The organism is Bradyrhizobium sp. 956_D2_N1_4 (genome assembly GCF_052076025.1).
Taxonomy (GTDB): Bacteria; Pseudomonadota; Alphaproteobacteria; order Rhizobiales; family Xanthobacteraceae; genus Bradyrhizobium; species Bradyrhizobium barranii.
In genome coordinates this window covers 4,940,908-4,966,706 of record NZ_CP197237.1, presented here as the reverse complement: position 1 = coordinate 4,966,706, position 25,799 = coordinate 4,940,908, and the positions used below count along the sequence as shown (strand labels likewise).

General features: G+C 64.0%; 26 protein-coding genes. 16 read left to right on the top strand and 10 right to left on the bottom strand.

Features of this window, described 5'->3' with window-relative positions; genetic code table 11:
- Nucleotide 1: 1 nt before the first annotated feature.
- Both AB7535_RS23565 and AB7535_RS23560 read right to left on the bottom strand, forming a co-directional pair.
- Complete coding sequence (locus tag AB7535_RS23565; RefSeq protein WP_085405771.1) at nucleotides 2–1,291, bottom strand: acyl-CoA dehydrogenase family protein; 1,290 nt, start codon at nucleotides 1,289–1,291, stop codon at nucleotides 2–4.
- A gap of 12 nt (nucleotides 1,292–1,303) precedes the next feature.
- Nucleotides 1,304–2,101 carry an alpha/beta fold hydrolase gene (locus AB7535_RS23560; protein ID WP_439035329.1) on the bottom strand — a complete coding sequence of 266 codons (798 nt, stop codon included), beginning with the start codon at nucleotides 2,099–2,101 and terminating at the stop codon, nucleotides 1,304–1,306.
- Between the two features lie 210 nt (nucleotides 2,102–2,311).
- Between AB7535_RS23560 and AB7535_RS23555 the strand changes: the two genes are divergently transcribed.
- The 3 genes from AB7535_RS23555 (at nucleotide 2,312) to AB7535_RS23545 (ending at nucleotide 5,433) form a co-directional block, all read left to right on the top strand.
- Nucleotides 2,312–3,073: an SDR family NAD(P)-dependent oxidoreductase gene (locus AB7535_RS23555; RefSeq protein WP_439036981.1), complete on the top strand. Its 762-nt coding sequence runs from the start codon at nucleotides 2,312–2,314 to the stop codon at nucleotides 3,071–3,073.
- Between the two features lie 31 nt (nucleotides 3,074–3,104).
- Nucleotides 3,105–3,941: an enoyl-CoA hydratase family protein gene (locus AB7535_RS23550; RefSeq protein ID WP_014493756.1), complete on the top strand. Its 837-nt coding sequence runs from the start codon at nucleotides 3,105–3,107 to the stop codon at nucleotides 3,939–3,941.
- A 241-nt stretch (nucleotides 3,942–4,182) separates the two neighbouring features.
- Complete coding sequence (locus tag AB7535_RS23545; RefSeq protein ID WP_439036980.1) at nucleotides 4,183–5,433, top strand: flavin-dependent oxidoreductase; 1,251 nt, start codon at nucleotides 4,183–4,185, stop codon at nucleotides 5,431–5,433.
- 9 nt (nucleotides 5,434–5,442) lie between these two features.
- Here AB7535_RS23545 and AB7535_RS23540 read toward each other — a convergent pair whose 3' ends face one another.
- Together AB7535_RS23540 and AB7535_RS23535 are read right to left on the bottom strand one after the other, a co-directional pair.
- Nucleotides 5,443–5,898 (bottom strand): cupin domain-containing protein, encoded by a 456-nt coding sequence (locus AB7535_RS23540; RefSeq protein ID WP_007601580.1) that lies wholly within the window; start codon nucleotides 5,896–5,898, stop codon nucleotides 5,443–5,445.
- Between the two features lie 27 nt (nucleotides 5,899–5,925).
- Nucleotides 5,926–7,101 carry an ABC transporter substrate-binding protein gene (locus tag AB7535_RS23535; RefSeq protein ID WP_354246536.1) on the bottom strand — a complete coding sequence of 392 codons (1,176 nt, stop codon included), beginning with the start codon at nucleotides 7,099–7,101 and terminating at the stop codon, nucleotides 5,926–5,928.
- A gap of 260 nt (nucleotides 7,102–7,361) precedes the next feature.
- Here AB7535_RS23535 and AB7535_RS23530 point away from each other — a divergent pair, with 260 nt between their 5' ends.
- From AB7535_RS23530 to AB7535_RS23520, 3 genes are all read left to right on the top strand, one after another.
- Nucleotides 7,362–7,871, top strand: a complete 510-nt coding sequence (locus tag AB7535_RS23530; protein WP_439035326.1) for a MarR family winged helix-turn-helix transcriptional regulator — start codon at nucleotides 7,362–7,364, stop codon at nucleotides 7,869–7,871.
- A gap of 148 nt (nucleotides 7,872–8,019) precedes the next feature.
- Nucleotides 8,020–9,711 carry a benzoate-CoA ligase family protein gene (locus AB7535_RS23525; RefSeq protein ID WP_439036979.1) on the top strand — a complete coding sequence of 564 codons (1,692 nt, stop codon included), beginning with the start codon at nucleotides 8,020–8,022 and terminating at the stop codon, nucleotides 9,709–9,711.
- A gap of 21 nt (nucleotides 9,712–9,732) precedes the next feature.
- Nucleotides 9,733–10,191: a RidA family protein gene (locus AB7535_RS23520; RefSeq protein ID WP_354123911.1), complete on the top strand. Its 459-nt coding sequence runs from the start codon at nucleotides 9,733–9,735 to the stop codon at nucleotides 10,189–10,191.
- An 18-nt stretch (nucleotides 10,192–10,209) separates the two neighbouring features.
- On the opposite strand, the gene AB7535_RS23515 is transcribed toward AB7535_RS23520, so the two are convergent.
- The 3 genes from AB7535_RS23515 to AB7535_RS23505 all read right to left on the bottom strand — a co-directional run bounded on the left by AB7535_RS23515 (nucleotide 10,210) and on the right by AB7535_RS23505 (nucleotide 13,553).
- Nucleotides 10,210–10,938, bottom strand: coding sequence for a CBS domain-containing protein (locus tag AB7535_RS23515; protein ID WP_439035324.1), 729 nt, complete (start codon nucleotides 10,936–10,938; stop codon nucleotides 10,210–10,212).
- Between the two features lie 91 nt (nucleotides 10,939–11,029).
- Nucleotides 11,030–12,004, bottom strand: coding sequence for a CHAD domain-containing protein (locus AB7535_RS23510; protein ID WP_439035323.1), 975 nt, complete (start codon nucleotides 12,002–12,004; stop codon nucleotides 11,030–11,032).
- 25 nt (nucleotides 12,005–12,029) lie between these two features.
- The gene (locus AB7535_RS23505) at nucleotides 12,030–13,553 is read right to left on the bottom strand and encodes an AAA family ATPase (protein ID WP_439035322.1); all 1,524 of its coding nucleotides are present in this window, start codon (nucleotides 13,551–13,553) and stop codon (nucleotides 12,030–12,032) included.
- A 183-nt stretch (nucleotides 13,554–13,736) separates the two neighbouring features.
- Between AB7535_RS23505 and AB7535_RS23500 the strand changes: the two genes are divergently transcribed.
- Both AB7535_RS23500 and AB7535_RS23495 read left to right on the top strand, forming a co-directional pair.
- The gene (locus AB7535_RS23500; RefSeq protein ID WP_439035321.1) at nucleotides 13,737–14,576 is read left to right on the top strand and encodes a universal stress protein; all 840 of its coding nucleotides are present in this window, start codon (nucleotides 13,737–13,739) and stop codon (nucleotides 14,574–14,576) included.
- Nucleotides 14,577–14,644: 68 nt separating this feature from the next.
- Nucleotides 14,645–17,338 carry a bifunctional acetate--CoA ligase family protein/GNAT family N-acetyltransferase gene (locus AB7535_RS23495; protein ID WP_439035320.1) on the top strand — a complete coding sequence of 898 codons (2,694 nt, stop codon included), beginning with the start codon at nucleotides 14,645–14,647 and terminating at the stop codon, nucleotides 17,336–17,338.
- A 9-nt stretch (nucleotides 17,339–17,347) separates the two neighbouring features.
- On the opposite strand, the gene AB7535_RS23490 is transcribed toward AB7535_RS23495, so the two are convergent.
- Both AB7535_RS23490 and AB7535_RS23485 read right to left on the bottom strand, forming a co-directional pair.
- Nucleotides 17,348–17,830, bottom strand: a complete 483-nt coding sequence (locus AB7535_RS23490) for a phage holin family protein (RefSeq protein ID WP_439035319.1) — start codon at nucleotides 17,828–17,830, stop codon at nucleotides 17,348–17,350.
- A complete protein-coding gene (locus AB7535_RS23485) occupies nucleotides 17,831–18,106 on the bottom strand; it encodes a hypothetical protein (RefSeq protein ID WP_354134238.1) in 276 nt (91 codons plus the stop codon). It lies immediately after the preceding gene.
- Nucleotides 18,107–18,282: 176 nt separating this feature from the next.
- On the opposite strand from AB7535_RS23485, the gene AB7535_RS23480 reads away from it, so the two are divergent.
- The 6 genes from AB7535_RS23480 to AB7535_RS23455 all read left to right on the top strand — a co-directional run bounded on the left by AB7535_RS23480 (nucleotide 18,283) and on the right by AB7535_RS23455 (nucleotide 23,355).
- Nucleotides 18,283–19,419 (top strand): ABC transporter permease, encoded by a 1,137-nt coding sequence (locus AB7535_RS23480; RefSeq protein WP_135215101.1) that lies wholly within the window; start codon nucleotides 18,283–18,285, stop codon nucleotides 19,417–19,419.
- A 2-nt stretch (nucleotides 19,420–19,421) separates the two neighbouring features.
- Entirely contained in the window at nucleotides 19,422–20,189 is a 768-nt protein-coding gene (locus tag AB7535_RS23475; RefSeq protein WP_167768084.1) for an ABC transporter ATP-binding protein, read from the top strand.
- Nucleotides 20,190–20,192: 3 nt separating this feature from the next.
- The gene (locus tag AB7535_RS23470) at nucleotides 20,193–21,296 is read left to right on the top strand and encodes an ABC-type transport auxiliary lipoprotein family protein (protein ID WP_439035318.1); all 1,104 of its coding nucleotides are present in this window, start codon (nucleotides 20,193–20,195) and stop codon (nucleotides 21,294–21,296) included.
- Nucleotides 21,297–21,423: 127 nt separating this feature from the next.
- Complete coding sequence (locus AB7535_RS23465; RefSeq protein ID WP_354134236.1) at nucleotides 21,424–22,137, top strand: helix-turn-helix domain-containing protein; 714 nt, start codon at nucleotides 21,424–21,426, stop codon at nucleotides 22,135–22,137.
- An 83-nt stretch (nucleotides 22,138–22,220) separates the two neighbouring features.
- On the top strand, nucleotides 22,221–22,346 hold the full coding sequence (locus AB7535_RS23460; RefSeq protein WP_256376474.1) for a hypothetical protein: 126 nt from the start codon (nucleotides 22,221–22,223) through the stop codon (nucleotides 22,344–22,346).
- A 280-nt stretch (nucleotides 22,347–22,626) separates the two neighbouring features.
- Nucleotides 22,627–23,355, top strand: a complete 729-nt coding sequence (locus tag AB7535_RS23455) for a Crp/Fnr family transcriptional regulator (RefSeq protein WP_085405788.1) — start codon at nucleotides 22,627–22,629, stop codon at nucleotides 23,353–23,355.
- A 3-nt stretch (nucleotides 23,356–23,358) separates the two neighbouring features.
- Here the strand turns inward: AB7535_RS23455 and AB7535_RS23450 are convergent, their stop codons facing one another.
- Nucleotides 23,359–24,141, bottom strand: coding sequence for a cyclase family protein (locus AB7535_RS23450; RefSeq protein ID WP_085405925.1), 783 nt, complete (start codon nucleotides 24,139–24,141; stop codon nucleotides 23,359–23,361).
- A gap of 430 nt (nucleotides 24,142–24,571) precedes the next feature.
- Here AB7535_RS23450 and AB7535_RS23445 point away from each other — a divergent pair, with 430 nt between their 5' ends.
- Nucleotides 24,572–24,730 carry a hypothetical protein gene (locus tag AB7535_RS23445; protein WP_439036978.1) on the top strand — a complete coding sequence of 53 codons (159 nt, stop codon included), beginning with the start codon at nucleotides 24,572–24,574 and terminating at the stop codon, nucleotides 24,728–24,730.
- Nucleotides 24,731–24,751: 21 nt separating this feature from the next.
- Entirely contained in the window at nucleotides 24,752–25,723 is a 972-nt protein-coding gene (locus tag AB7535_RS23440; protein WP_028149681.1) for a TRAP transporter substrate-binding protein, read from the top strand.
- Nucleotides 25,724–25,799: the final 76 nt, after the last annotated feature.

Sequence of the window (25,799 nt, the reverse complement as noted above, 5' to 3'; positions counted from 1 at the left end):
GTCAGTCGTCCGTTTCACCGGCCTCGTACAGCGCCTCGCGCCCGATCCGGTCGAGGCAGAGCTCGGCGGTCCAGGGCAGCATCAGCGAGCCGCAGCGGCTGTCGCGATAGATGCGCTCCAGCGGCAGCGAGCGGAGCATGGCCTGACCGCCGCAGGTGCGGATCGCGAGCGCGGCGAGCTCATTGGCGCCCTCCATCACCGAATATTGCGCGGCATAGGCGCGCAGCACCTGCTCCTTGCTTGGATTGGCGCGGGCCTCGGTGACGGCCTGGAACCAGATCGCCTTGATCTGCTCGAGCTTGATCTGCATCTGCGCGACCGCGATCTGTTTGGTCGGGTACATCCGGCGCTTGACCGGCGGCATGCCCGGTACCTCGCCGCGAAGATAGCGCACGGTGAAATCATAGGCGGCTTGCGCCAGGCCCATATAGGTCGGCGACAGCGTCAGGAACATATGAGGCCAGCGCATCGCCGCCTGGAAATAGACGCCGCGCGGCATCAGCGCGGAATCCTCAGGGACGAACACATCCTTGAACAGCAGCGTGCGAGAGACTGTGCCGCGCATGCCGAGTGGATCCCAGTCGCCGACCACCGAGACACCGTCCGATTTCGCGGAGATCGCGAGGTAAAGGGTGTTGCGGCGCGAGGCTTTTTCGCCCTCCTCGATCTCGGTGCAGAGCACGCCGTAATAGTCGGCATGACCGGACAGCGATGCAAAGATCTTCCTGCCGTTGACGATCCAACCGCCCTTCACGGGCTTTGCTTCCGTGCCGAACGCGACGCCGCCGGCCGCGGCCGCTCCACCCTCGGAAAAGGGCTGCGAGTAGATCGCGCCATCCTCGACGATACGCTTGTAATGCACCGCGCGCCGCCGCTCGTGCTCGGCGCGGGTCTCCGCGTCCATGTCGAGATCGTCGGCGAGCGGACCGGACCACAGGGTCGAGCAGACGTGCATGTTCCAGGTGAGGGCGGTCGCGCCGCAATAGCGGCCGATTTCCGCTGCCGCCAGTGCGTAGGTTTGATAGTTCGCGCCGAGCCCGCCATGCTTCTTGGGTACCGCGATGCCGAGCAGGCCGACGCGATGCAGGTCGCGATAGTTCTCAGTCGGGAAAATCGCCTCGCGATCGTAAGTCGCCGCGCGACCAGCGAACACGCTTTGGCCGATCTCGCGGGCGCGCGCGATGATGCCGGCCTGCTCGTCGTTCAGGCGGAATGCGACGGGATCGAAGATCGGCGTATCCAGTGCGACCTTGTCGGTTACGCCGATGTTCTTGCTGACTTGCATGGTCATTGCGCAGCCACCTTACGTTTTGGTTGCGACGGAATTCAGGAACCGGCCGAGGGCTTCGTCGAACGCGTCAGGGCGTTCAAGATTGGCGAGATGGCCGACCCCAGCCAGCTCGACATATTCGGCAGAGGGAATGAATGTTGCCGTCTTTGCCATCATGGGGGCAGGCGCATTATTGTCCTTGGAGCCGGACAACAACAGCGTCGGGACGGAAATGTCCTTGAGTGTGCTGCGCTGATCGAAGCCCATCAAAGCCAGCATCATGGCGCGATAGCTCGCCTCGGGCACGCTTGCCATGCACTCGCGCGCAAGCTCCATTCCCTTCGGATCGGGATCGTCGCCGACAAGCTCCTTCACCAGGGAGGGAGCCAGCGACTTCATGGTCTCACCGCGATCGAGCGGCCCAAGCCGCGCCGCGATGAACGATTTTTGCCAATCGCCATCGGCCTTGCCGAAGGCCGGGCTGGTCTGCGCGAGGACGACCGCGCGGGCCAGCTTCGGAAATTGCGCCAGCCATTTCTGCACGATCATGCCACCGATCGAATGGCCGACCAGAATTGGCTTGCTTGCACCAAGCTGCTCAATGAATTGCTGGAGCACATCGGCAAGGGCCGTGATGCTGACGGTGGCGAGTGGCGCCGATCCGCCGTAGCCCGGCATGTCCCACGCAATCGCGCGGAACTGGTTGCTGAATCTGGCAAGCTGCTGCCGCCAGGCCCGTGCCGCGCCGCCAATGCCATGCAGGAAGATCAGGGGCGTCGCGTCCAGATCGCCCGCGGCTTCATAGGCGAAGCGGCCGTCTTTTGTTATCATTGGCGCAGGCTGCGACACGCGACATCCTTTTGCTCGGCCGGGCGATGCTAACAGGCCTGTGGGGGATGGGAAGCGATAATTTTATACTTAAAGCAATTTTCGGGCCGGTCTCTCGCGCGAAGGCGTTCGCGGCGCTGCGGCAGCTTCGTTGCAAAAACTTGAAGGTTAAAATATATCGAGGAACGATCAGCAGAGCCAAGGAGCCAGCGCATGTCCGGATTGCCGCACTCGCCGCACGCGCTCGTGACCGGTGGCGGTCGCGGCATTGGCCGCGCCATCGCAGCCTCTCTTGTCGGGGTAGGTGCAACCGTGACGGTGCTCGGCCGGAACGCGGCTGCTCTAGAAGAGGCGGTCAGCGCAGGTGCCGCGCATTTTGCTGCGGTCGCCGACGTCTCGAACGAATTATCACTGAAAGCCGCTATCGCTGAAGCGAGCGCGCGAAAGCCGATCGACATCCTGATCGCCAACGCGGGAAGTGCAGAATCCGCGCCGTTCGCGAAATCGGACGCTGCCCTGTTTGCGCGCATGATGGACGTCAATTTCATGGGCGTTGTCCATGCCATCCAGGGCGTTCTGCCGGGCATGAAGGATCGTCCCTATGGCCGCATCGTCGCGATTGCCTCGACGGCGGGGCTCAAGGGCTACGCCTATGTCAGCGCGTATACGGCGGCGAAGCACGCCGTCGTCGGTCTCGTGCGCTCTCTTGCCCTCGAGACGGCCGGAAGCAATGTGACTGTGAATGCGGTGTGTCCGGGCTTCACCGACACCGATCTGGTCGCCGGCAGCATTGAAAACATCATGAGGAAGACCGGCAGGAGCCGCGAGCAGGCGATCGCCGAGCTCGCGAAGCACAATCCGCAGGGACGGCTGATCACGCCTCAAGAGGTGGCTGACGCAGTGCTTTGGTTGTGCGGCGAAGGCGCCGGTGCGATCACCGGGCAGGCGATTGCAGTCGCAGGCGGCGAAATCTAGTAGCGCGGAACAAACATAGTTAGGAGATCGCATGAGCAGACCAGCCAATCCTGTGACCGTGCCGCTCGCGGATTATTCGCCGCAGCACTTCCTGCTGGCGGTGGTCGACAGCGTTGCCACGGTGACGCTCAACCGTCCCGAGCGGAAGAATCCACTGACCTTCGAGAGCTATCGGGAACTGACGGATTTCTTCCGCGCCTGCGCTTTCGATGATGCAGTCAAGGCCATCATCGTCACCGGCGCCGGCGGTAACTTCTCGTCCGGCGGCGATGTGTTCGAGATCATCGGCCCGCTCGTGAAGATGGACACCAAGGGGCTGACCGCCTTCACGCGGATGACCGGCGACCTCGTCAAAGCGATGCGGGCCTGCCCTCAACCCATTGTGGCCGCGGTCGAAGGCATCTGCGCCGGCGCCGGCGCGATCATCGCGATGGCATCGGATATGCGGCTCGCGGCGAGCGGCGCGAAGGTCGCGTTCCTCTTCAACAAGGTCGGCCTTGGCGGCTGCGACATGGGCGCCTGCGCGATCCTGCCGCGGATCATTGGACAGTCCCGCGCCTCCGAGCTGCTCTACACCGGCCGGTTCATGACGGCGGAGGAGGGCGAGCGCTGGGGCTTTTTCAGCCGCATCGTCACGCCCGAGCAGGTGCTGCCCCAGGCGCAGTTGCTGGCCAAGCAGGTCGCGGAAGGCCCGACCTTCGGCAACACCATGACCAAGCGGATGCTGGCGATGGAATGGGCGATGTCGATTGAAGAGGCGATCGAAGCGGAAGCCGTTGCCCAGGCCTTGTGCATGACCACAGCGGATTTCGAGCGCGCCTTTGAAGCGTTCGCCAACAAGGTCAAGCCGGTCTTCAGGGGCGACTGAGCCCCGGACTTGCTGCGGGAAGCCAGCAATGGGGATTTGCGCCGCAGTACTTGCCCGGAACAGATCAGATTTTCTGCAACGACGTGCGCGACCGGCGGGATCTCGAGAAGCTGAGAATTAAGGCTAAGCCCAAGACCCGGGCCGAGCTCAAGGCGGAGGCGACAAAGCCGCTTGCGGCGGAGTGACCGCCCGTGCGACTTTAACCCCATTGCCTGGCGTATTTTCGAGTGGAGTAAGGGCGATGAAGGCGATTATCGTCGGTGGCGGTATCGGTGGTCTCACCACGGCATTGATGCTGCGCTCGCGCGGCATCGGATGCGAGATTTTCGAGCAGGCCGACACCATCCGCGAACTCGGCGTCGGCATCAACACGCTGCCGCATGCGATGCGGGAGCTTGCCGGCCTCGGTCTCCTCCAGCAGCTCGACGACGTCGCGATCCGCACCGACCAGCTCTATTACCTCAATCGCCACGGCCAGGAGGTCTGGCGTGAAGCCCGCGGCATCGACGCCGGCCATGACGTGCCGCAATTCTCGATTCACCGCGGCCGCCTTCAGGGCGTCATCCATCGCGCCGTCGAGGAGCGGCTCGGACCGGAGGCAATTCACACCGGCTGCCGCCTCGGCGCCTTCACGCAGGACGAGGGCGGCGTCACCGCTTATTTCTTCGACCGCTCGGGCGCGCACATCCATACTGCGCGCGGCGATATCCTGATCGGCGCTGACGGCATCCATTCACGCATTCGCGACACGCTGTTCCCGAACGAGGGACCGCCGTGCTGGAACGGCCTGATGCTATGGCGCGGTGCGCGCGATTGGCCGCTGTTCCTCACCGGCAAGTCGATGATCGTGGCCGGCGGCCTCAACGCCAAGGTGGTGATCTATCCGATCGCAGAGGGATCGAGCCCGGCGAGCCGTCTCACCAACTGGGCGGTGCTGGTGAAGGTCGGCGAAGGTAATGCCCCGCCGCCCCGGAAGGAAGACTGGTCGCGGCCCGGCCGGCGCGAGGAGTTGATGCCGCATGTCGCGCGCTTCTCGGTGCCTTATATCGACGTCAAGAGCCTGATCTCGGCAACGCCGGAATTCTACGAATATCCGACCTGCGACCGCGATCCCTTGCCTTACTGGTCGTCCGGGCGCGTTACGCTGCTCGGTGACGCCGCGCATCCGATGTATCCGGTCGGCTCCAACGGCGCATCTCAGGCGATCCTCGACGCGCGCTGCCTTGCCGATGCGCTGGTGCGCGCCGAGCATCCGCGCCAGGCTTTGCTTGAATATGAGAAGAAGCGTCTGCCGATGACCGCTGACATCGTCCGATCCAACCGGCGCGGCGGTCCCGAGGGCGTCATCGACGCAGTCGAGCAGCTTGCGCCCGATGGCTTCGACAACGTCGATAACGTGCTGAGCTATTCCCAGCGCGAGGCGATCGTCCGCGGCTACGCCACCAAGGCCGGCTTCGCCGCAGTGCCGGGTCTGGCGGCGGTGCGCGCTTAGGACTCGCTGCTAGCCGCCGGGCGGCGGCGGCAGGAAGTGGATGTTGAACTCGGCGGCCATCGCCACCACGTCCTCGGGCTTCTGTTCCTTCATATTGTGAAGGCCCCAGAACAGGTCGAACAGCTTGCGGGTCGGCGACACCCAGAACAGCACCTTTGCGGTCTGCTCCGACTTGTTGAAGATGCCGTGCGGCACACCCATGCCGAGGCGGATCAGATCGCCCGCGGTCGCCTGCGACTCCGAATTGCCGAGCATGAAGTCGAGCTTGCCCTCGAGCATGTAGAGATACTCATCCTGGTCGGGATGGATGTGCGGCGGCACGAATGTGCCCGGCGGCAATGTCGCGTGCCAGGAGAAGCTGTGCTCGGTATTGCTCTTCGGCACGTAGGTCTGGCCGAGGATGTTCCAGGAAATGCCCTGGATCCCTTCATTGGCCCGTGTGATGCCGGTGATTTCGCTTTTCATTGCAGTCCTCCCGTAATGCGGTGCGGCTTAGTTTGCCGCCTTGCAGTCCTTGGCATAGCGGTCGCCATAGTTCTCAAAGACTTTCTGAACGATCTCGGTCTGGAACTTGCCGTCCGCACGCTTGGCGACCTTGGTCAGATAGAAATCCTGGATCGGATAGCCGTTGGTGTTGAACTTGAAGGCGCCGCGCAGAGAGGTGAAGTCGGCCTTCTTCAGCGCAGCTCCAACCGCATCCTTGTTCGAGAGATCGCCTTTCACGGCCTTGACCGCGCTGTCGATCAGCATCGCGGCGTCATAGGCCTGGAAAGCGTAGGTGCCGGGCACGACGTTGTAGGCGGCTTCATAGGCCGCGACGAACTTCTTGTTCTGGGGGTTGTCGAGATTGGGCGCCCAGTTCGCGCCGCCAAACATGCCGACGGCCGCATCCTGCTGCGCCGGCAAGGTCGATTCATCCACCGTGAAAGCCGAGAGCACCGGAATGCTGTCGGCAAGGCCAGCCTGCCGGTATTGCTTGACGAGATTGACGCCGAGGCCGCCCGGCATGAACGTGAACAGCGCATCGGGCTTCTGCGACGAGATCTTGGAAAGTTCCGGCTGGAAGTCCAGCGTGTTCAGCGGCATGTAGGATTCTTCGACGATCTCGCCCTTGTAGTCGAGCTTGAAGCCCGCCACTGAATCTTTGCCGGCCTGATAGTTCGGCACCATCAGATACATGCGCTTGTAGCCGCGATCCTGCGCGACCTTGCCGAGGATCTCGTGGACCTGGTCGTTCTGATACGACGTCACATAGAAGAACGGGTTGCAGTCCTTGCCGGCGAAAGTCGATGGGCCGGCGTTGGGGCTGATCAGGAACGTCTTGGACTCCGTAATGGGGCGGTGGATCGCCTGGAGGATGTTGGAGAAGATCGGGCCCACCACGAAGTCGACCTTGTCGCGCTCCAGAAGGCCCTTGACCTTCGTGACCGCTGCGTCGGGCTTCAACTCGTCATCGGCGACGATCACCTCGACATCTCGGCCGCCCATCTTGCCGCCGAGATCTTTCACGGCGAGCGCAAAGCCGTCGCGGACCTGCTGGCCAAGTGCGGCGGCGGGGCCCGACAGGGTCACGACCACGCCCAGCTTGATCTTCTCCTGGGCGAGGGAAGGGCTCACCGCGGTGCCGAGCAGCAGGGCGGCAGCGGCCAAGGTCATTTGCGTCTTCATGATGTGTCCCCCGTGACGATCGGGCTTGCGCAGCAAGCCGCGTTCTCCAATCCAAGCTTATGCCGATGATGGCGGCCGCGGCAAGCAAGCTCAAGGCGCGGCCATCCTGCAGGCCGTGGCGCATGCAAGCGGCGCGCCAGTTATTTGAAGCCTAAAGAAATTCGGATGTGGTCGATTGTTGCAGCTTTAGGCTTGCGGCCGGGGCCGATTTATTTGAAGCTCAAAACGTTGGGGAATCCGTGCTGGCGCCAAGGCCGGCCATGAGTGACTGCATCGAGATGCTCGATTCCGAGACCAAGGCCGTCGAGACGCCGGAGGACCACGCCGAAGAGCTTCGGCTGTGGCTGCGTCTGCTCACCTGCACGAACCTGATCGAAGGCGAAGTCCGCGGCCGCCTGCGACAGCGCTTCGACGTCACGCTGCCCCGGTTCGACCTGATGGCGCAGCTCGACAAGGCGCCCGACGGCATGACGCTGTCCGACGTCTCCAAGCGCATGATGGTGTCCAACGGTAACGTCACCGGCCTCGTCGAACGGCTGGTGGAATCGGGCCATCTCGACCGGCGCACCTCGGAGACGGACCGCCGCGTCCAGGTGATCCGCCTCACAAAGCTGGGTCGCGCCGAGTTTCGCAGGATGGCCGCGGAGCACGAGACCTGGATCGCCGATCTCTTCGCCGACCTGACCCCGAAGGATGTCCGCGAATTGATGCGGCTCCTGGCCAAGACAAAGGCGTCGGCGCAGAAATCGGCCGGTCGCCGCCGGCCGTAGTCCGCCAGCCGCGGCCCCCGCCAGTCCCACCTTGCCGCAGGAAAATGCATGGGATGCCCAAAATCCGCTATTGCGCCGAATTGTTTTAAGCCTAAAATGTTTCCCAGATGATGCTGCCGGGTGCTTTCCATGCTGAAAGGAGCGTGCGATGGCCAACGCCGCTAAGGCTCAAGAGTCGGGCTCGTATGACGGCAACGCCGCGACAGCCCACGTCGATACATTCGCACGGCAGCATCTGCCGCCGCGAGAGTTCTGGCCTGAATTCATCTTCACGCGGCCGGAGCTGCACTACCCGCCGCGATTGAACTGCGTCAGCTATTTTCTCGACCGCTGGGTCGAGCAGGGCCACGGCGACGCGCCGTGCGTCATCAGTCCGGCCGTCAGCTACACCTATCGCGAGCTGCAAGCGCTCGTGAACCGCATCGCCAACGTGCTGGTTCGCAAGCAAGGTCTCGTAACCGGCGGACGCGTGCTGCTGCGCTCCGCCAACAATCCGATGATGGTTGCGACCTATCTCGCGGTGATCAAGGCTGGCGGCATCGTCGTGGCGACCATGCCTCTGCTGCGCGCCAAGGAACTATCTTATCCGATCCAGAAGGCGGAGATTACGCTGGCGCTCTGCGATGGAAAACTCTCGGAGGAGATGGAGAAGGCGAAAGCGGCGGCGCCCGGCCTCAAGCACGTGGTCTATTGGGGCAACGGCGCGTCGGACTCGCTCGAGGCGCTGATTGCTGATGCGAGCCCGGAGTTCAAGGCGGTCGATACCGCCGCCGATGACATCTGCCTGATCGCCTTCACGTCGGGCACGACGGGCGATCCCAAGGGCACCATGCATTTCCATCGGGATATGCTGGCGGTCTGCGACGGTTATGCGCACAACATCTTGAGGGCGGAGCAGAAGGATCGCTTCGTCGGTTCAGCGCCGCTCGCCTTTACCTTCGGCTTCGGCGGCGTGTTGTTTCCGATGCATATCGGCGCTTCCTTCGTCGTGCTGGAGAAGACGACGCCGGACGACATGCTGACGGCGATCGAGCAATACAAGACCTCGGTCTGCTTCACCGCGCCAACCGCCTATCGCGCCATGATCGGCAAGCTCGCAGGTCGCGACATTTCCTCGCTGCGAAAGTGCGTCTCTGCCGGCGAGACCCTCCCCAAGCCGACATTCGATGCCTGGCTCAAGGCCACCGGCATCAAGCTGATGGACGGCATCGGTTCGACCGAGCTGCTGCACATCTTCATCAGCGCGACCGAGGACGAGATCCGTCCCGGCGCAACCGGCAAACCCGTGCCGGGTTACGAAGCAAAAATCGTCGATGACGACGGCAATGACCTGCCGCCGGGCACGATAGGGCGGCTCGCGGTGCGCGGTCCGACCGGCTGCCGCTATCTCGCCGACGAGCGGCAGCGCAAATACGTCCAGAACGGCTGGAACATCACCGGCGATACCTATCTGATGGATAGCGACGGCTACTTCTGGTACCAGTCGCGCTCCGACGACATGATCGTGTCAGCCGGGTACAACATCGCGGGCACGGATGTGGAGGCAGCGCTGCTGACGCATCCATCCGTAGCCGAGTGCGGCGTCGTCGGTGCGCCGGACGAGGCGCGTGGCATGATCGTGAAGGCCTATGTCATCGCCGCCCCCGGCGTGACGCCGGACGCTCAACTCGCAGCGGAGTTGCAGGAGCATGTCAAACGTGAGATTGCGCCTTACAAATATCCGCGCGCGATCGAGTTCGTGGCGCAACTGCCGAAGACCGAGACCGGCAAGTTGAAGCGATTTGCCCTGCGGCAGTTGGCGCAGGCTGCAGCGACGTCCTCTGGCGTTGCGGCGGAATAAGAGAAGGATGAAGAATTGTCCGTGACGACGCCGAAAGGTCCGCACCTCGCGGTGCTGCCGACAGCAGCCGAGGACGAAACCGGCTCCAGGGCGCAGGTGCTCCAACCGTCTGGCTGGCCGCTACCGAAAGGCTATGCCAACGGCATGGCCGCCGAGGGACGCATCGTCGTCACCGGCGGCGTGATCGGCTGGGACGCCGAGGAGCGTCTCGCGGACGGCTTTGTCGCGCAGGTGCGCCAAGCCCTGAGCAACATCGCCGAGATATTGGCGGAGGCGGGTGCGCGGCCCGAGCACCTCGTGCGCCTGACCTGGTACGTCGTCGACATGGACGAATACCTGGCGAACCTGAGGGAGCTCGGCAAGAGCTACCGCGCCACCTTCGGTGCGCACTATCCTGCGATGGCACTGGTGCAGGTCGTCCGCCTCGTCGAGAAGGCGGCGCGCGTCGAGATCGAAGCCACCGCCGTCATTCCCCGCTAAGCCGCCTTTGGTTCGCACCTAGCTGGCCTTGGCGAGATCGTCGTCCTCGGGCGAATTCAGATAGACGCCCGATACGGTGTCGACCCAGCACAGATGGTCGTGCACCTTCTTGACACCCTCGACGTTCTCCGCCGCAACGACGGCGGCCTGACGCGCGCGTTCCTCGGTGATGACGCCGCTGAGATGAACGATGCCGCCCCGGACGATGACGTTCAGTCCGAACGGGCACCAGTCGTTTTTCTCCATGGTGTCGATGATACGGCCGCGAATGTGATCGTCGTCGGCCGTCGGATCCGGTACCTCGCGGGCGAGCCCCGCCACCGCCTGCAACAGATTCGCGCGGGAGACGATGCCGACGACCTTGTCGCCGCGCACCACCGGCAACCGCTTTACGTTGTTCCGTTCCATGAGATCAACGATCTCCGCGAGCGCCGTATCCTCGGTGATGGTCACGACCGAGGCGGTCATCACCTCCGAGACCGTGCGGCCATGTTCGTGGACGAAATCGCTGGCGGATGCGCCGGGGCCGAGGATGAACCGCAGCCAGCGGCCTCGCTTGCGCCCGGTGCCGATTTCGCTGCGGCGGACGAAATCCCCCTCGGAGACCACGCCGACCAGCTTGCCGGCATCGTCGACCACGGTGAGGCCGCTGACGTGCCGCTTCAGCATGATGTTTGCCGCCTCGACGATGCTGGTGTGGGGGGCAACCGAGATGACCGAGCGGGTCATGATCTGGTGGGCGCGCATGGGGAAGCTCCGCAAGTTCACACGAATATCGATGTGTGGAGCTTAGGTCACCGGCAGGAAGCTGATTTGACCCAAGTCAAGCTGGTCGCACCTAATCCTCGGGCTCTGCATTCGGGGCGAGGTCGGAGGAGCGGAACGGCTTGGCCTTGTCCAGTTTCCGGTAGGCGTTCGAGGCGGTCCGCAACAGCTTCTTTTCTCGCTTCCGGTTGAGGAAACGAATGCCCGCCTCGGGGACGGCCTCGTTCAGTGACGCTGCCAGGGTTTGCCCTCGCGCATCGTCGTTCAATTGCCCGAGGGACTTCTGCGCCTTGCGCAATTGCTTGAGGATCGACTTCTGTTTTGTCAGCGATTCGTCTGCAAACAAATCCTCCAGCGATTCGATCGAATAGGTCAGGCGCTTGTTGAGGAGCCGCAGCCTGTGCCGCTTTTCGACGTCGAGCTTGCGCAGTTTCCGCGCCTTCCTGAGCAGCGTCGTTTCCCATTCCGTGAGCTGCGCCGTCGCGTGGTCGGCAAGCGGGCAGCGGCGCAATCGGATGGCTTCCTTGCTGCGCCGGGTCGACCAAGGACCGCTCTCGATCCAGGCCGAGGTCTGCTCGACAAGACGGCGATACCGCGCCGATTGCAGCGCGCGCGCCAGCAGGCGGTGGCTCTCGGCGCGCTTCTCGTCCCAATGCTGAAGCTCGGCGATCACGTCAAGCTCGCCCCCGCTCTCGGCGATAACCCGCTCGATCGCCACGTCGAGGTCGCGCACCATGCCGAGCTGGCTGTTCAGCCATTTCAGTTCGGCCCAGACATTCGGCCGCAGGGCATCGTCGACCATGGGCGAGAAGAAGCGGATGGCGGTGCGCAGATGCGTCAGTGCGATCCGGATCTGATGCAGCGCCTCCGGATCGCCGTGGCAGGTGCCATCGTGCTGGGCGAGGACGGCATCGAGGTGACGGCGGGCGATGATCCGGAACGCGGTGTCGCAGGCCATACCGGGGCTGAGGCGGCCGGGCAGAACATTGCGTCGCGCCGCAGGCTTGGCGCGAGCGGTCGCCATCGAACTCGTGGTGGGTCGCGCCATCCTAGCCCGCGCCAATCGGATTGCCTTATTTGCCCTCAGCGATTACGTCCCGGCAGTTCTGGAGCGTCTGCGCTTGTGTCCCGGATGCATCGATGGTCGCCCAACCGACATGGCCGATACTATAGTGCTCTTGCTGCGCGGCAACCTCTTGCGTGGCGTCGGAAGCGTCGCCCCGGCGGCCGCCGATTCGCGCCTGGCGGGTGGCGAGGTCGGCGACGAGGAATAGTCCATTGAGCGGTGCGCCGCACTCGCGTGCCAGGGCGGCCATCTCGTTTCGCTCGGACTCGCGCGCAAAGACGGCGTCGACGATGGCCGAATGGCCTTGCGCCAGAACCTGCCGGGCGCGCTGCATCAGCACCTCGTAGACGCGCGCCGTCACGTCAGGCCGGTACGTGGACGGCGGTAGCCGTTCGGTGTGTCCCACCTGAAACAGCTGCTTGCGAATGACGTCGCTGCGCAGCACGACGGCGCCGGGCTGTGGCGCCACGGCGGGCGCCAGCGCGCGGGCGAGCACGGATTTGCCGGTGCCCGATAGTCCGCCAACCGCGATCAGGCGAGGGGCGGGGGGATGAATCAGAGCCTGGGCGCGCTCGAAATAGCGGCGCGCCTCGTCGAGAGTGCCGGGGCCGTCGGCATCAGGCCGCCTCAGCCGCGCCAGCGCCACCTGCGCACGGATCGCCGCGCGCATGGACATGAACAGTGGCAGCGCAGCCAGGGCGTCGAGCGTTTCGCCGGGCGCCGTCATCAGATAATGGTTCAGGACGGCATTGGCCGTGGCCGACTGGTCGTGGCGCAGCAGGTCCATCAGCGTGAACGCAAGATCATAGAGCATGTCCACGGTCGCCATCTGCGCGTCGAATTCGATCGCGTCGAACAGGACAGGCTGCCGGTCGATCAGCACGATATTGGCAAGATGCAAGTCACCGTGACAGCGGCGCACGAAACCGTGGCGCGCGCGTTGTTCCAGTGTAGCGCGGACGCGCAGGAATGCCTGATGTGAGGCTTCGCAGAGTTGCTCGATCTGGGCGGCTTCGAAATGATCGCCATTGCGCAGCCCGGTGCTGTTGCCATCGATCAGAGCAGGAATGGAGGCAATCCACGCGGCGCCATCCGCGACGGGCGCTCTCGCATGCGATGCTGCGATCGCATCCGCGATGGCCGGGGCGAGCGCTGCATCCAGCGGGCCGGCATTTGCCACATGGTCCAGCGTCCGGTTTTCGTCGAAGCGGGACATGTCGACTGCATACTCGACCGGCCGGCCGCGACCGTCGATCTCGATCGATCCATCCGGCTCCTCCGTGATCGCCACGACGCGGTGATAGATTTGCGGCGCGAGCGGCCGGTTGATCCTGATCTCCTCTTCGCAGGCCGCCTCGCGCTTTTCGAGCGTCGAATAGTCGAGGAATGGAAACTTGACAGCCCGCTTGATCTTCAGGGCGCGCGTTCCGTCGAGAAACACCGACGCTGCGTGGGTGTCGATCCGCTTTACGCCAGGACGCGCGTTTAGAGCTTCGAAGACCCGTTCCTGGATTGCAGAATCGTCTGTCATCTCAGCAGGCATTTCCAGATGCGTCAGCGGTGAGGCAGCAGGCTAATCCTTAGAGGCGGATCGGGGCCAGTCCTTGACACCGGTCAAAGCCTGTCGTCGGCTGGCTGCGCGGTGTTCCCGCCTTGAGGAGGATCAAGCTTCCCGGCGAAAGGTGGCTTATCCTGACCGGTAAGGAGAAACCCGATGCCCATCAAGGATGTCTTTCTGCCGCTTGTCGGCCAGCCGCGCGGGCCGGCCCTCGCTGCGATCGCGACATGCGTGGCTGTCGCCGCCGACCTCGGCGCCAGGATCACCGCGCTCGCGCTCGAGGAAGATGTTTTCGTGCGGCCGACGGTCATCAGCCCTGGCGATCTGGATTCCGCGGAGGCGAGCGGTTCGCGTGAGGTAAGCGACGTGCAGCAACTCCTCAACGCCTTCACCAATGCAGCCTCCCGCGCCAACATTCGCGCCCAAAGCCGATCGGGTAAGGTGCCGGCGGACCAGATCGCGTCGATCCTGGCCGAGCATGCGCGCTTCAGCGATCTGATGCTGGTCCCCGTGAGGCCGCATGACAGCCGAACGGAGCGCATCATCGAAACGCTCCTGTTCGAATCCGGCCGGCCGCTGCTGCTCTGCCCGGAACAGCATGTGGACGAGCTGCGACCGGAGTTCGAGAACGTCATGATCGCCTGGGATCACTCCGCCCGTGCCGCGCGGGCCGTTGGCGACGCGCTGCCCATTCTTCAGGCTGCGGCATCCGTCCGGGTGGTTACGGTGGCGGACGACAAGACCGATGCCATCGTGCAATCCGGAACCGCGCTCGTCGACCATCTGAGGGAACACGGGGTCTACGCCTCGTTCGAAACCGCGAAGGGCGGCGGCAGCTCGATCGGCAAGGTGCTCGGAAGCTGGGCGAATTCCCATGCCATGGACGCGATCGTGATGGGGGCCTACCATCATTCACGCCTGAACGAGATCGTCTGGGGTGGTGTGACAAAGACTGTCATTGGCCAGCCGCCGTGCTGGGTTATGATCTCGCACTAGGCGCATCGCCAGTTTATCGGCCGATCGTCAACCATCGGAATCGCCACCGACCGGGCGCATATGCTTTCATGTCAACCTATCGCTTGAAGAATCTGCTGTCGCCGCGTTCGGTTGCGCTCGTCGGCGCGAGCGCCCGCCCGGTCTCGGTCGGACGCGCCGTTCTCGAGAACATTCACAAAGCCGAGTTCAAGGGTCGGTTCGGCCTCGTCAATCCGCGCCATGCCGAGATCGGCGGCATCGCTGCGGTGGGCAGTCTGGACAGGCTGGACTTCGTGCCCGAGCTCGTGGTCATCACCGCGCCGGCGCGAGAGGTCCCTGGCATCATTGATCAGGCCGGACGTCGGGGCTCGGCCGGCGCGCTGATCGTCTCGGCGGGCCTCGGTCATGGACCGGGATCCCTGCACGAGGCCGCGATCGCTGCGGCACGCAAATACGGCATGCGGCTGATTGGGCCGAACTGCCTCGGCATCATGATGCCCGGCGTCAGCCTCAATGCCAGCTTTGCCGCACACATGCCGGGGGCGGGCAACCTCGCGCTGATCTCGCAGTCCGGCGCGATCGCGGCCGGAATGGTGGATTGGGCTGCGCAGCGCGGCGTCGGGTTCTCCGGCATTGTCACGATCGGCGATCAGATCGATGTCGATATTGCCGACCTGCTCGACCATTTCGCGATGGATCACAAGACCCGCGCGATCCTGCTTTATATCGAAGCCATCAAGGACGCGCGCAAGTTCATGTCGGCGGCACGGGCCGCGGCGCGCGTGAAGCCGGTCGTCGTGGTCAAGTCCGGCCGCATGGCGCAGGGTGCCAAAGCCGCGGCAACCCATACGGGCGCGCTCGCCGGCGCCGACGCCGTCTATGATGCCGCGTTCCGCCGTGCGGGCGTCCTGCGAGTCTCCGATCTGCGCGAGCTGTTCGATTGCGCCGAGACGCTCGGTCGCGTCGAGCCGCCGGCGGGAAAGCGTCTCGCTATCCTCACCAATGGCGGCGGCATCGGTGTCCTGGCCGTGGATCGGCTGGTGGACCTTGGTGGAATCCCGGCGTCCATCTCGGCCGCGACGCGCAAGAGCCTCGATGCGGTGCTGCCGCCGACCTGGTCCGGTGCGAATCCCGTCGACATCGTCGGTGATGCCGATGCATCGCGCTACGCGGCGGCGCTGGAGGTGCTGCTCGCGGACCCTGATAATGATGCCGTCCTCGTCCTCAACGTGCAGACCGCGATCGCCCCGGCGGCCGACATCGCCGCGACCGTGACCGAGCTCGTCGGCAAATATCGCGAGCAGCAGCGCCGATGGGCGAAGCCCGTGCTGGCGGCTTGGGTCGGAGCCGATCAGAACATCATTCAGGCGCTCTCCGGCGCGGGCATTCCGAATTATCCGACCGAAGATGATGCGGTGCGCGGCTTCATGCATCTCGTGAGGCATCGCGAGGTCGTAGAGGAGCTGAGCCAGGTCCCTCCCGCGATGCCCGACACGTTCGTGCCTGACGCCCGGGCTGCCAGGCAGATCGTCGCCGCTGCGATCGCGGACGGCCGCAAATGGCTCGATCCCGTCGAGATCAAGCACCTGCTCGGAGCCTATGATATCGCGATGGTACCGACTCGTGCTGCGACCGATGTCGAGCAGGCCGTCGCCTACGCCAGCGAGATGTTCGTGCAGGGCGTCACGGTCGTGCTGAAGATCATGTCGCGCGACATTGTCCACAAATCGGACGTCGGCGGCGTCGTCCTCAATCTGACCACGCCGGAGGCCGTGCGCGCGGCTGCCACCGACATTCTCGCGCGGGCGAGGAAGCTCCGTCCCGAAGCCCGCATCGAGGGCGTCATCGTGCAGGCGATGGTCGTCAAGGCGAAGGCGCGTGAGCTGATCCTGGGTCTTGCCGACGATCCCACCTTTGGCACCGTCGTCGTCTTCGGCCGGGGCGGGACGGCGGTCGAGATCATCAACGACAAGGCACTGGCGCTTCCGCCGCTTGATCTGCAGCTCGCCCGCGACCTGATCGGCCGCACGCGCGTATCACGGCTGCTGCAGGCCTATCGCGACGTACCCGCGGTCGAGCAGGACGCCGTCGCGATGGTGTTGGTCAAGCTCGCCCAGATGGCCGCTGACATTCCCGAGATCCGTGAATTCGACATCAACCCACTGCTTGCGGACGAGACCGGCGTGACTGCGGTCGACGCCCGCGTCGCGGTGGGGCCGCCGCAGCGCAAATTCGCCGGCTCCGGCCCGGCCAACTTCGCCGTCCGGGCCTATCCGTCGCAGTGGGAGCGCCGCCTGGCGCTCAAGGACGACTGGCGCATCTTCGTACGGCCCTTGCGTCCCGAGGACGAGCCGACCATCCACGAATTCCTGCGTCACGTCACGGCGCACGACCTCCGCCTGCGCTTCTTCGCGCCGATGAAGGAGTTCACCCACGAGTTCATCGCGCGCCTGACCCAGCTCGACTATGCGCGCGCAATGGCCTTCATCGCATTCGACGAAGCGACCGGCGAGATGGTCGGCGTGGTCCGGCTCCATTCGGACTCGGTCTATGAGAGCGGCGAATATGCGATCCTGCTGCGGTCGGACCTCAAGGGCAGGGGGCTCGGATGGGCGTTGATGCAGTTGATCATCGACTATGCGAGGTCGGAGGGGCTGAAGACCATCTCGGGTGATGTTCTCAGGGAGAACACCACAATGCTTGAGATGTGCCGCCAGCTCGGCTTCGACGTGAAGCCGGATTCGACCGAGCCCGACCTCTGTGACGTCAGGCTCAAGCTCTGAGCGTTCCGATCACGAGTGCGCTTCGCGCGATGCGGCGGATTCCGTGGCCGTTTTCCGCAGACTCTTGACGATGATCGCGATCAGCGGCACCAGCACCGGCACAATCGTGCTGAGCGGATGATGGACCGCGCCTGACACCTGGGCTTGGAGCGCCCGCGCCTCGAGCTGCAAGGCTTCGATAGATGCGCCATGAATTTCATTGGCGAGCTCGATGTCGCGGCCGGATGGAGGACGGCCGGCAACGATGAGGAGAATCGCCGCGATGGCGAAATTGACGGTGCCGAGGATGGCGGCCGCCGCAATTGCGCTCCAGATCTGGACCAGGGCGAAATAGGCCGACAGCTCCAGCATCAGGAGCCCGAATGTCGCGATCAGCGCCGCGAAGGCCCGCAGGCCGAGACCGATCAACAGATGGCGCAGCCTGATGTCCGCGATGATCCTGTCGGTGCGCCACAGTGCACGCAGATGTTTGACGACATTTTCCGTGTTCACCTAGTGACTCCTCAGCATGACGCCGACGACCACGCCGAGCGCGAAAGCCGAGGCCAGCGACGTGACCGGGCGTTCCGCAATGAGGCGCTGAAGCTGCTCCTGCTCGTCGCTGACGGTTTCTCCGAGCTCGGCAAGCGCAGCCTTGATCTGATCGGCCAGAGCCTCGGTCCGGTCTTTCGAGCTGTCGAACATCTCTTCGCCTGCGGTGCTCAGCAGACGCGTGACGTCAACCTTCAGCGCTCGCAGTTCTTCGCTCATCCTGTCGCTGTTGAACATGGATTTGAGAACTCCCTTGAATGGAAGAGACCCTAAGGCCCGGCGGCGCGGCCGCGCTTGATTTGCGTCAAGGGACGGCGCGCGGTCCTGGTGTTGAGACAGGTCAACCCGGCCGCCATATGCTGGCCTAGAAGTGGCGGCTGAATGGGGGCCAATTGTCCCGATGAGGTGGATGCGTGAACTCCGAACCGCTGTTGCTGGCAACGCCCTCCGGCGATGCGCTGAAATTGCGCCCGGAAGGGCCGTGGACGGCAGCCAACGTCTCGGCGCTCGAGACGCTGTCCCGTTCGGTCGGGGCCGATGTCGATCGATCCAGCGCCGTGACGCTGGACATGTCCGGCGTCAGTGCGCTCGACACGCTCGGCGCCTGGGTGTTGGAGAAGCTGTCGCGACGGGCCGCATCATCCGGCAGATCGGCCGAATTCGTCGGCGTCGCCGATCATTTCAGCGGCCTGATGGACGAGGTGCGCCAGGTCAACCGCCACACCCCGGCGGTTGCGGCCGCGCCAAACCCGGTCCTGCTCAGGCTCGGCGATCTCGGCAAATCCACGGTTGGCGCGCGCGAAGACGTCACGATTTTTCTTCAAATGCTCGGTGCATTGTTCATCGCCGTGATCGGCGTGCTGCGCCGGCCACGCTCGCTGCGGCTGACATCGCTTGTCTATCAGCTCTACCGGATCGGCTGGCAGGCCATTCCGATTGTCGTTCTCATTACCTTCCTGATCGGTGCCATCATCGCCCAGCAGGGGTTCTTTCATTTCCGTAGGTTCGGTGCGGAGTCCTACACTGTCGACATGGTCGGAATCCTGGTGCTGCGCGAGCTGGGTGTGCTGATCGTCGCCATCATGGTCGCCGGCCGGTCGGGGAGCGCGTACACCGCCGAGCTCGGCTCGATGAAGATGCGCGAGGAGATCGACGCGCTCTCGACCATGGGCCTCGATCCCGTCCATGTCCTGATACTGCCGCGAGTAGCAGCCCTCGTCATCGCGCTGCCGATCCTCGCGTTCATTGGGGCAGTTGCGGCGCTTTATGGCGGAGGGCTGGTCGCGCAATTCTACGGCGGCATGGCGCCGGCGATCTATATCGCGCGGCTGCATGAGGCCATCTCCGTCACCCATTTCGAGGTCGGCATCCTGAAGGCGCCCTTCATGGCTCTGGTGATCGGGATCGTCGCCTGCAGCGAAGGATTGCGCGTGAAGGGCAGCGCCGAGTCGCTGGGGCGGCAAACCACGACGTCAGTGGTGAAGTCGATCTTCCTGGTGATCGTTCTCGACGGCCTCTTCGCGATCTTCTTTGCCTCGATCGGAATGTGACGATGGAGCAGTCGCAAGAGGAGTTCGCGATCCGCGTCCGCGACCTCGTGGTCGGCTTTGGCCGCCAGACCGTGCTCGATCATCTCTCGCTCGACGTCCGCCGGGGCGAAATCCTAGGGCTCGTCGGTGCGTCCGGCGGCGGCAAGTCGGTGTTGATGCGCACCATCATCGGCCTGATCCCACGCCAGGCCGGCACCATCGACGTGATGGGACAGCCCGTCGGCGGTCGCAAGGAGGGCGCAGCCACGACATGGGGCATCCTTTTCCAGCAGGGTGCGCTGTTCTCCTCGCTGACGGTCCGGCAGAACGTCCAGTTTCCGTTGCGCGAAAATCTGGTGTTGTCGCAAGAGCTGATGGACGAGATCGCGATCGCCAAGCTCGAGATGGTCGGGCTGCGGGCGCAGGACGCCGACAAATATCCGTCCGAGCTCTCGGGCGGCATGACCAAACGCGTGGCGCTGGCCCGCGCACTCGCGCTCGATCCGCCGATCCTGTTCCTGGACGAGCCGACCTCCGGTCTCGACCCGATCGCCGCCGGCGATTTTGACGCGCTGATCGGGACGCTGCAGAAGACCCTCGGCCTCACCGTGTTCATGGTCACCCATGATCTTGCGAGCCTCACCACAGTCTGCGACCGCGTCGCCGCGCTCGCCGACGGCAAGATCGTGGCGATCGGCCCGATGCACGAATTGCTGCAATCCGAGCATCCCTGGGTGCGCGCCTATTTCCACGGCAAGCGCTCGCAGATGCTGCAACACCAGATGAGATGAGACATGGAAACCCGCGCTCCCTACGTGCTGATCGGCAGCTTCGTGCTGGCCGCTATCCTCGCGGTGTTCGGCTTCGTCTATTGGCTGAACAACACGGGCGGCATCGGGCCGCGCGCAAACTATCATGTGCAATTCCAGGGGCCGGTGCCGGGCCTGCTGGTCGGTGCCGGTGTGCTGTTCAACGGCATCCGGGTCGGCGAGGTGACGCAGATCGGCCTCGCGCCGGATAATCCGCGCTTTGTCAATGCGACGATCTCGGTTGCCTCGACGACACCCGTGCGTACCGACACGAAGGTCGGGCTGGATTTCCAGGGGCTGACCGGCGTGCCGGTGGTGACGCTGGAGGGCGGCATGATCGTTGCCAAGGCCGGCGAGCCCGTGACCCTGATCGCCGAAGCCGGTGCAGGCCAGAGCATGACGCAGGCTGCGCGCGATGCGCTGCGACGGGTCGACACCGTGCTGGAGGACAATTCCGGTCCGCTGAAGGACACCATCGCGAACCTCAAGACATTCTCCGACGGGCTCGCGCGCAACACCGGCAAAATCGACGGTATTCTGGCAGGCCTCGAAAAGATGACCGGCGGCGGGACGCCGGCGCAGAAGATCACCTACGACCTGCGCACGCCGCAGAATTTTGGGCCGGCCGGCAAGACGCTTTCGGCGTCACTGGCGATTCCCGAGCCGACCGCGGTCGCGATGCTCCAGACCCAGCGGATGTTGTTTGCACCCAGCGGGGATAATCCGGGCTTTGCGGAATTCCTCTGGGCCGACAGCATTCCAAAACTGGTGCAGGCGCGGCTGATCGACAGTTTTGAGAATTACGACATCGTTCACGCGCCGTTGCGCACGAGCGATCTCGGCCAGGCGGACTACCAGCTCCTGATCGACATCAGGCGCTTCCGGATCGCCACGGAAGGCGAGGCTCGGGTCGAGATCGGACTGTCGGCACGCATCGTCGACAAGAACGGCAAGGTGGTGGCGTCGCGCCTCGTCGAGACCAGCGAGACGCTTGACAAGGTCGAGCCGGCCGCAGCGGTCGCAGCGTTCGACACAGCTTTCGCCCGCATTGCAAAGGAGCTGATCGGCTGGACGGTGCAGGCGGTCTAGCAACAGCACAAGACGGCCATGCCCGCCAAAATTGATCTGGGTCAATCGGCTTTGGCGCAGTGCAGTAAAATGCAGCCCGCGCGGTGGGCTCGGCCTGATGCGGGGCAGCCGGTGCTTGGAGCGGTAGATGAAGGCTTCCGTGGTGACGATCGAGCCGAACGGGCATTTCTGCAGCGATTGTGCGGTCCGCGACTTCGCGGTGTGTTCGTCGCTGGACCCGGCCGAGCTCAGGGAATTCGAGCATCTGGGACGCCGCGTCCTCTTTGAGGGGGGCGAGACCGTCTTCTCCGAGGAGGACACCACGACCTCGTTCTACAATCTCCTCGACGGCGTCATGCGGCTCTACAAGCTGTTGCCCGACGGTCGGCGGCAGATCGTGGGATTTGCGTTACCAGGCGATTTCCTGGGGATGAATATTTCCGGCCGTCACAATTTTTCGGCCGATGCGATCGGTGGCGTCACACTGTGCCAGTTCGCAAAGGCGCCCTTCGGCCGCTTCGTCGAGAGCCGGCCGCATCTGCTCAGGCGGATCAACGAGCTGGCGATTCGCGAGTTGAGCCAGGCGCGCGACCACATGGTCCTGCTCGGCCGCCGATCGGCGGACGAGAAAGTTGCGACGTTTCTGCTCGCCTGGCGCGAGCGGCTATTCTCGCTGAAGGGGGCGTCGGACACGGTTCAGCTGCCGATGAGTCGTCAGGACATCGCCGATTATCTCGGCCTGACCATCGAAACCGTCAGTCGCACCTTCACCAAGCTGGAACGACATGGGGTGATCGAGATCGTTCAAGGCGGCATCAGCCTGCTCGATCCGGCGAAGGTCGAGGCCTTGGCTGCGGCCTGATCCGGCGCTCGCCAATTTTGATCCCAATCAATGACGGCGGTCGTGCGCCGCCAATAATGCCCAAAATAACAGGGGAGGGCATCATGCCGACTGACGCACTGCTGGTGACGATCGCTGTCGTGGTCGTTTTTGTCACATTCGCCGGGGCTTTGGCATGGGCAGACCGGCAAACCAGCGCAGGTCGGCCCGATTCGGAGGCCAAGCACTGACGGTCCTGAGATCACAATCGCGTTTTACCGTGCTTGCCGCGGAGGCTTCCACGGCCAGCTCGCGGCCGGCGGCAGCGCCTCAACGCAATGGTGCGCGCGATAGTGCAACTCTGCATCGACCGGGACACATTGGCTCATCCCCCGGATGCCGCTTTGGCGCCCGACCGCGGCATTTTCGCCGTATTTGGCTCAAACCGTGCACATGCTTTCCGGTTGAAAAGCCTGCTAACGTTGACTACGCAGGAACTCCAGTGCCTCGCAGTCTTAGGAGCCGAGCGGCGTGCCTCAGGACAAGACCGGCGACCCCCGACAAGCGGCGGGCAACAAATTATCGGTCCTGCGCAAGCATCCGATCTTCGCGGATCTGGAGCCAGATGCGCTCGATCAGCTCTGCCGCTACGCCAAACACACCACGGTGAAGCGCGGTGCGACGATCGCCGCCAAGGGCGATCCCGGCAACAACCTGTTCGCGGTGATCACGGGAACAGTGAAGATTTCCTCCTCTTCGCCGGATGGAAGGAACGCTATTCTCAATCTGATCGGTCCTGGAGAAATCTTTGGCGAGATCGCGGTTCTCGACGGCGCGCCGCGCTCGGCTGACGCGACTGCCAACACCAATTGCGAACTCTACATCATCGACCGTCGCGACTTCCTGCCATTCGTGAAGAGCCAGCCGGCGCTGGCGATGAAATTCATCGAGTTGCTTTGCGCGCGCCTGCGCTGGACCAGCCAGCAGGTCGAGCAGGTAATCCTGCAAAATCTGCCGGGCCGGCTTGCGAGCGCGCTGCTCGGTCTCACCGAAGAGCGCAAGTTCGACTCCGGCAGCGGCACGCTCGCCATCACGCAGCAGGAGATCAGCGAGATGGTGGGGATGACGCGCGAGAGCATCAACAAGCAATTGCGCGCCTGGGCCGGCCGCAGCTGGGTTCGTCTCGAGCACGGCGCCATCGTCGTGCTGGATACCGATGCGCTGCGCGACCTCGCCGAGAGCGGCCTCGACGGCGAGTGAAGCTCAGACCTGACTGTCGACGATGGCGACCGCTCGGGTCCACCCTGCGGACGCTCGCTCGATCTTTACCGGGAAGCATGAGATCGTGAATCCGGTCGACGGCAGCTTGTCGAGATTGTGCAGCTTCTCGAGATGGCAATAGCCGATGTGTCGTCCCGCCTTGTGACCTTCCCAGATCAGGCCGGCATCTTTTGTTTCGGCATATTTCTTCGCGGTATAGACGAACGGCGCGTCCCAGCTCCAGCCGTCGGTGCCGGTCAGCCGCACGCCGCGTTCGAGCAGGTACATGGTGGCCTCATAGCCCATGCCGCAGCCGGAGTTGACGTAATCGGCCTGGCCGAATTTGGCGCCGGCGCTGGTGTTGACGACCACGATCTCCAGCGGCGACAGCGTGTGCCCGATCCGTTTCAGCTCCTTCTCGACGTCGTCGGCAGTCACCACGTACCCATCGGGCAGGTGGCGGAAGTCGAGCTTCACGCCGGGCTGCAGGCACCATTCGAGCGGCACCTCGTCGATCGTCCATGACCGCTCGCCGCGATTCATGGTCGGGTGGAAGTGCCAGGGCGCGTCGAGATGCGTGCCGTTGTGGGTGGACAGCGAGACCTGCTCGACCGCCCAGCCCTGGCCATCCGGCAAATCCTCCGCCTTGAGGCCGTCGAAGAACTGCAGCATGCGGGGCAGGCCCTGCTGGTGATCAATATACTGGATCGTCGGGTGATTGCCCGGCGGATCGGCCGTCACGTCGTTTCTGAGCGGCACGGAAATATCGATCAGCTTCCGCGGCATGGGCATTTCCCTCGCGATGTTCCGTTTCGGCGCATCTTGGGCGGGCTCTACCTCTGGCGTCAAGTAACGCGCCGGTGCAGGCGATTTCGGAAAAACGGGGGCATTCGCCGGTCGCGCCCTCGAAGTGATGCATGATCGATCGATGCAACTCCAGCATTGATCGATGCCGGATTTGGCTTGGACTCAGAATGCCGCCCGCCCTAGGGACGACGTTGGCGACATCGCGCTGATCAGCGCGCATCGCACAAGGATGGGGCGACCGTCACGTCTGCACCTCCAAGCCGCAACCAATAGCGGTCGATTCTAAAACCAGAGGAACGTCCATGGATATGACGAGCATCGTCACCTCGCGTCCGGCATTGGCCGACGGCGAGGCGGGATTAAAGGGAAGCCGGCACCTGCCGCGCAAGTCCCTGCCGGAGAGGGCGCGATGAAGCTCGCACCTTTCCTCGCCGTGATCATCCACCAGTCAAATCCGCTCGACTCCGCCGCGCAATCCTACCAAGGTGGTGCGTTTGCAACGCTTGACTTTACACCCGAAGTGGAGCGACCCAAGGCGGCCTGCACAATCGGCTCAACGACGACATAATCAACTCAGGAGGAAGCCCAGATGAAGACACTCACCGGCATCATCGCAGCCGCCGTACTGGCGGTCTCAGCGCCGCTGGCGACCGCACGCGATTTCCGTTCGGCCGACATCCACCCCGCCGATTATCCGACCGTCGAAGCCGTCAAGTTCATGGGCAAGCAGCTCGCGACGGCGAGCGGCGGCAAGCTTGGCGTGAAGGTGTTTCCCAATGGAGCCCTGGGCTCCGAGAAGGACACCATCGAGCAGCTGAAGATCGGCGCCCTCGACATGATGCGGATCAACGCATCGCCGCTGAACAACTTCGTGCCCGAGACCATCGCGTTGTGCCTGCCCTTCGTGTTCCGGGACACGCAGCACATGCGCACGGTTCTCGATGGTCCGATCGGCGACGAAATCCTGGCGTCCATGGCGCCCGCGGGCCTGATCGGCCTTGCCTATTACGACAGCGGCGCCCGGTCCATTTACACCGTCAAGGCGCCGGTCAAATCGCTCGCCGACCTCAAGGGCCTGAAGATCCGCGTCCAGCAGTCCGACCTCTGGGTCGGCATGATCCAGAGCCTCGGCGCCAACCCGACACCGATGCCGTATGGCGAGGTCTATACCGCGCTCAAGACCGGCCTCGTGGACGCCGCCGAGAACAACTGGCCGTCCTACGAATCCTCGCGTCACTTCGAGGCCGCCAAGTTCTACAACGTCACCGAGCACTCGCTCGCGCCGGAAGTTCTCGTGATGTCCAAGACGGTCTGGGACACGTTGAGCAAGGAGGATCAGGCGATGGTCCGCAAGGCGGCCAAGGAATCGGTGCCCGTCATGCGCAAGCTCTGGGACGAGCGTGAGCAGGCCTCGCGCAAGACCGTCGAGGCCGCCGGCGTTCAGGTCGTCACGATCGCCAACAAGGCGGAATTCGTCGACGCGATGAAGCCGGTGTACGACAAATTCGCAGGTGACGAAAAGCTGAAGGGCCTCGTCAAGCGGATCCAGGACACGAAGTAGGACCACAGCGTCGGGTCCGGCGTCGCCGCGAGGCGGGCGCCCGACCCTCGCGAAGGGGACGCGCAAGGAGACGCCG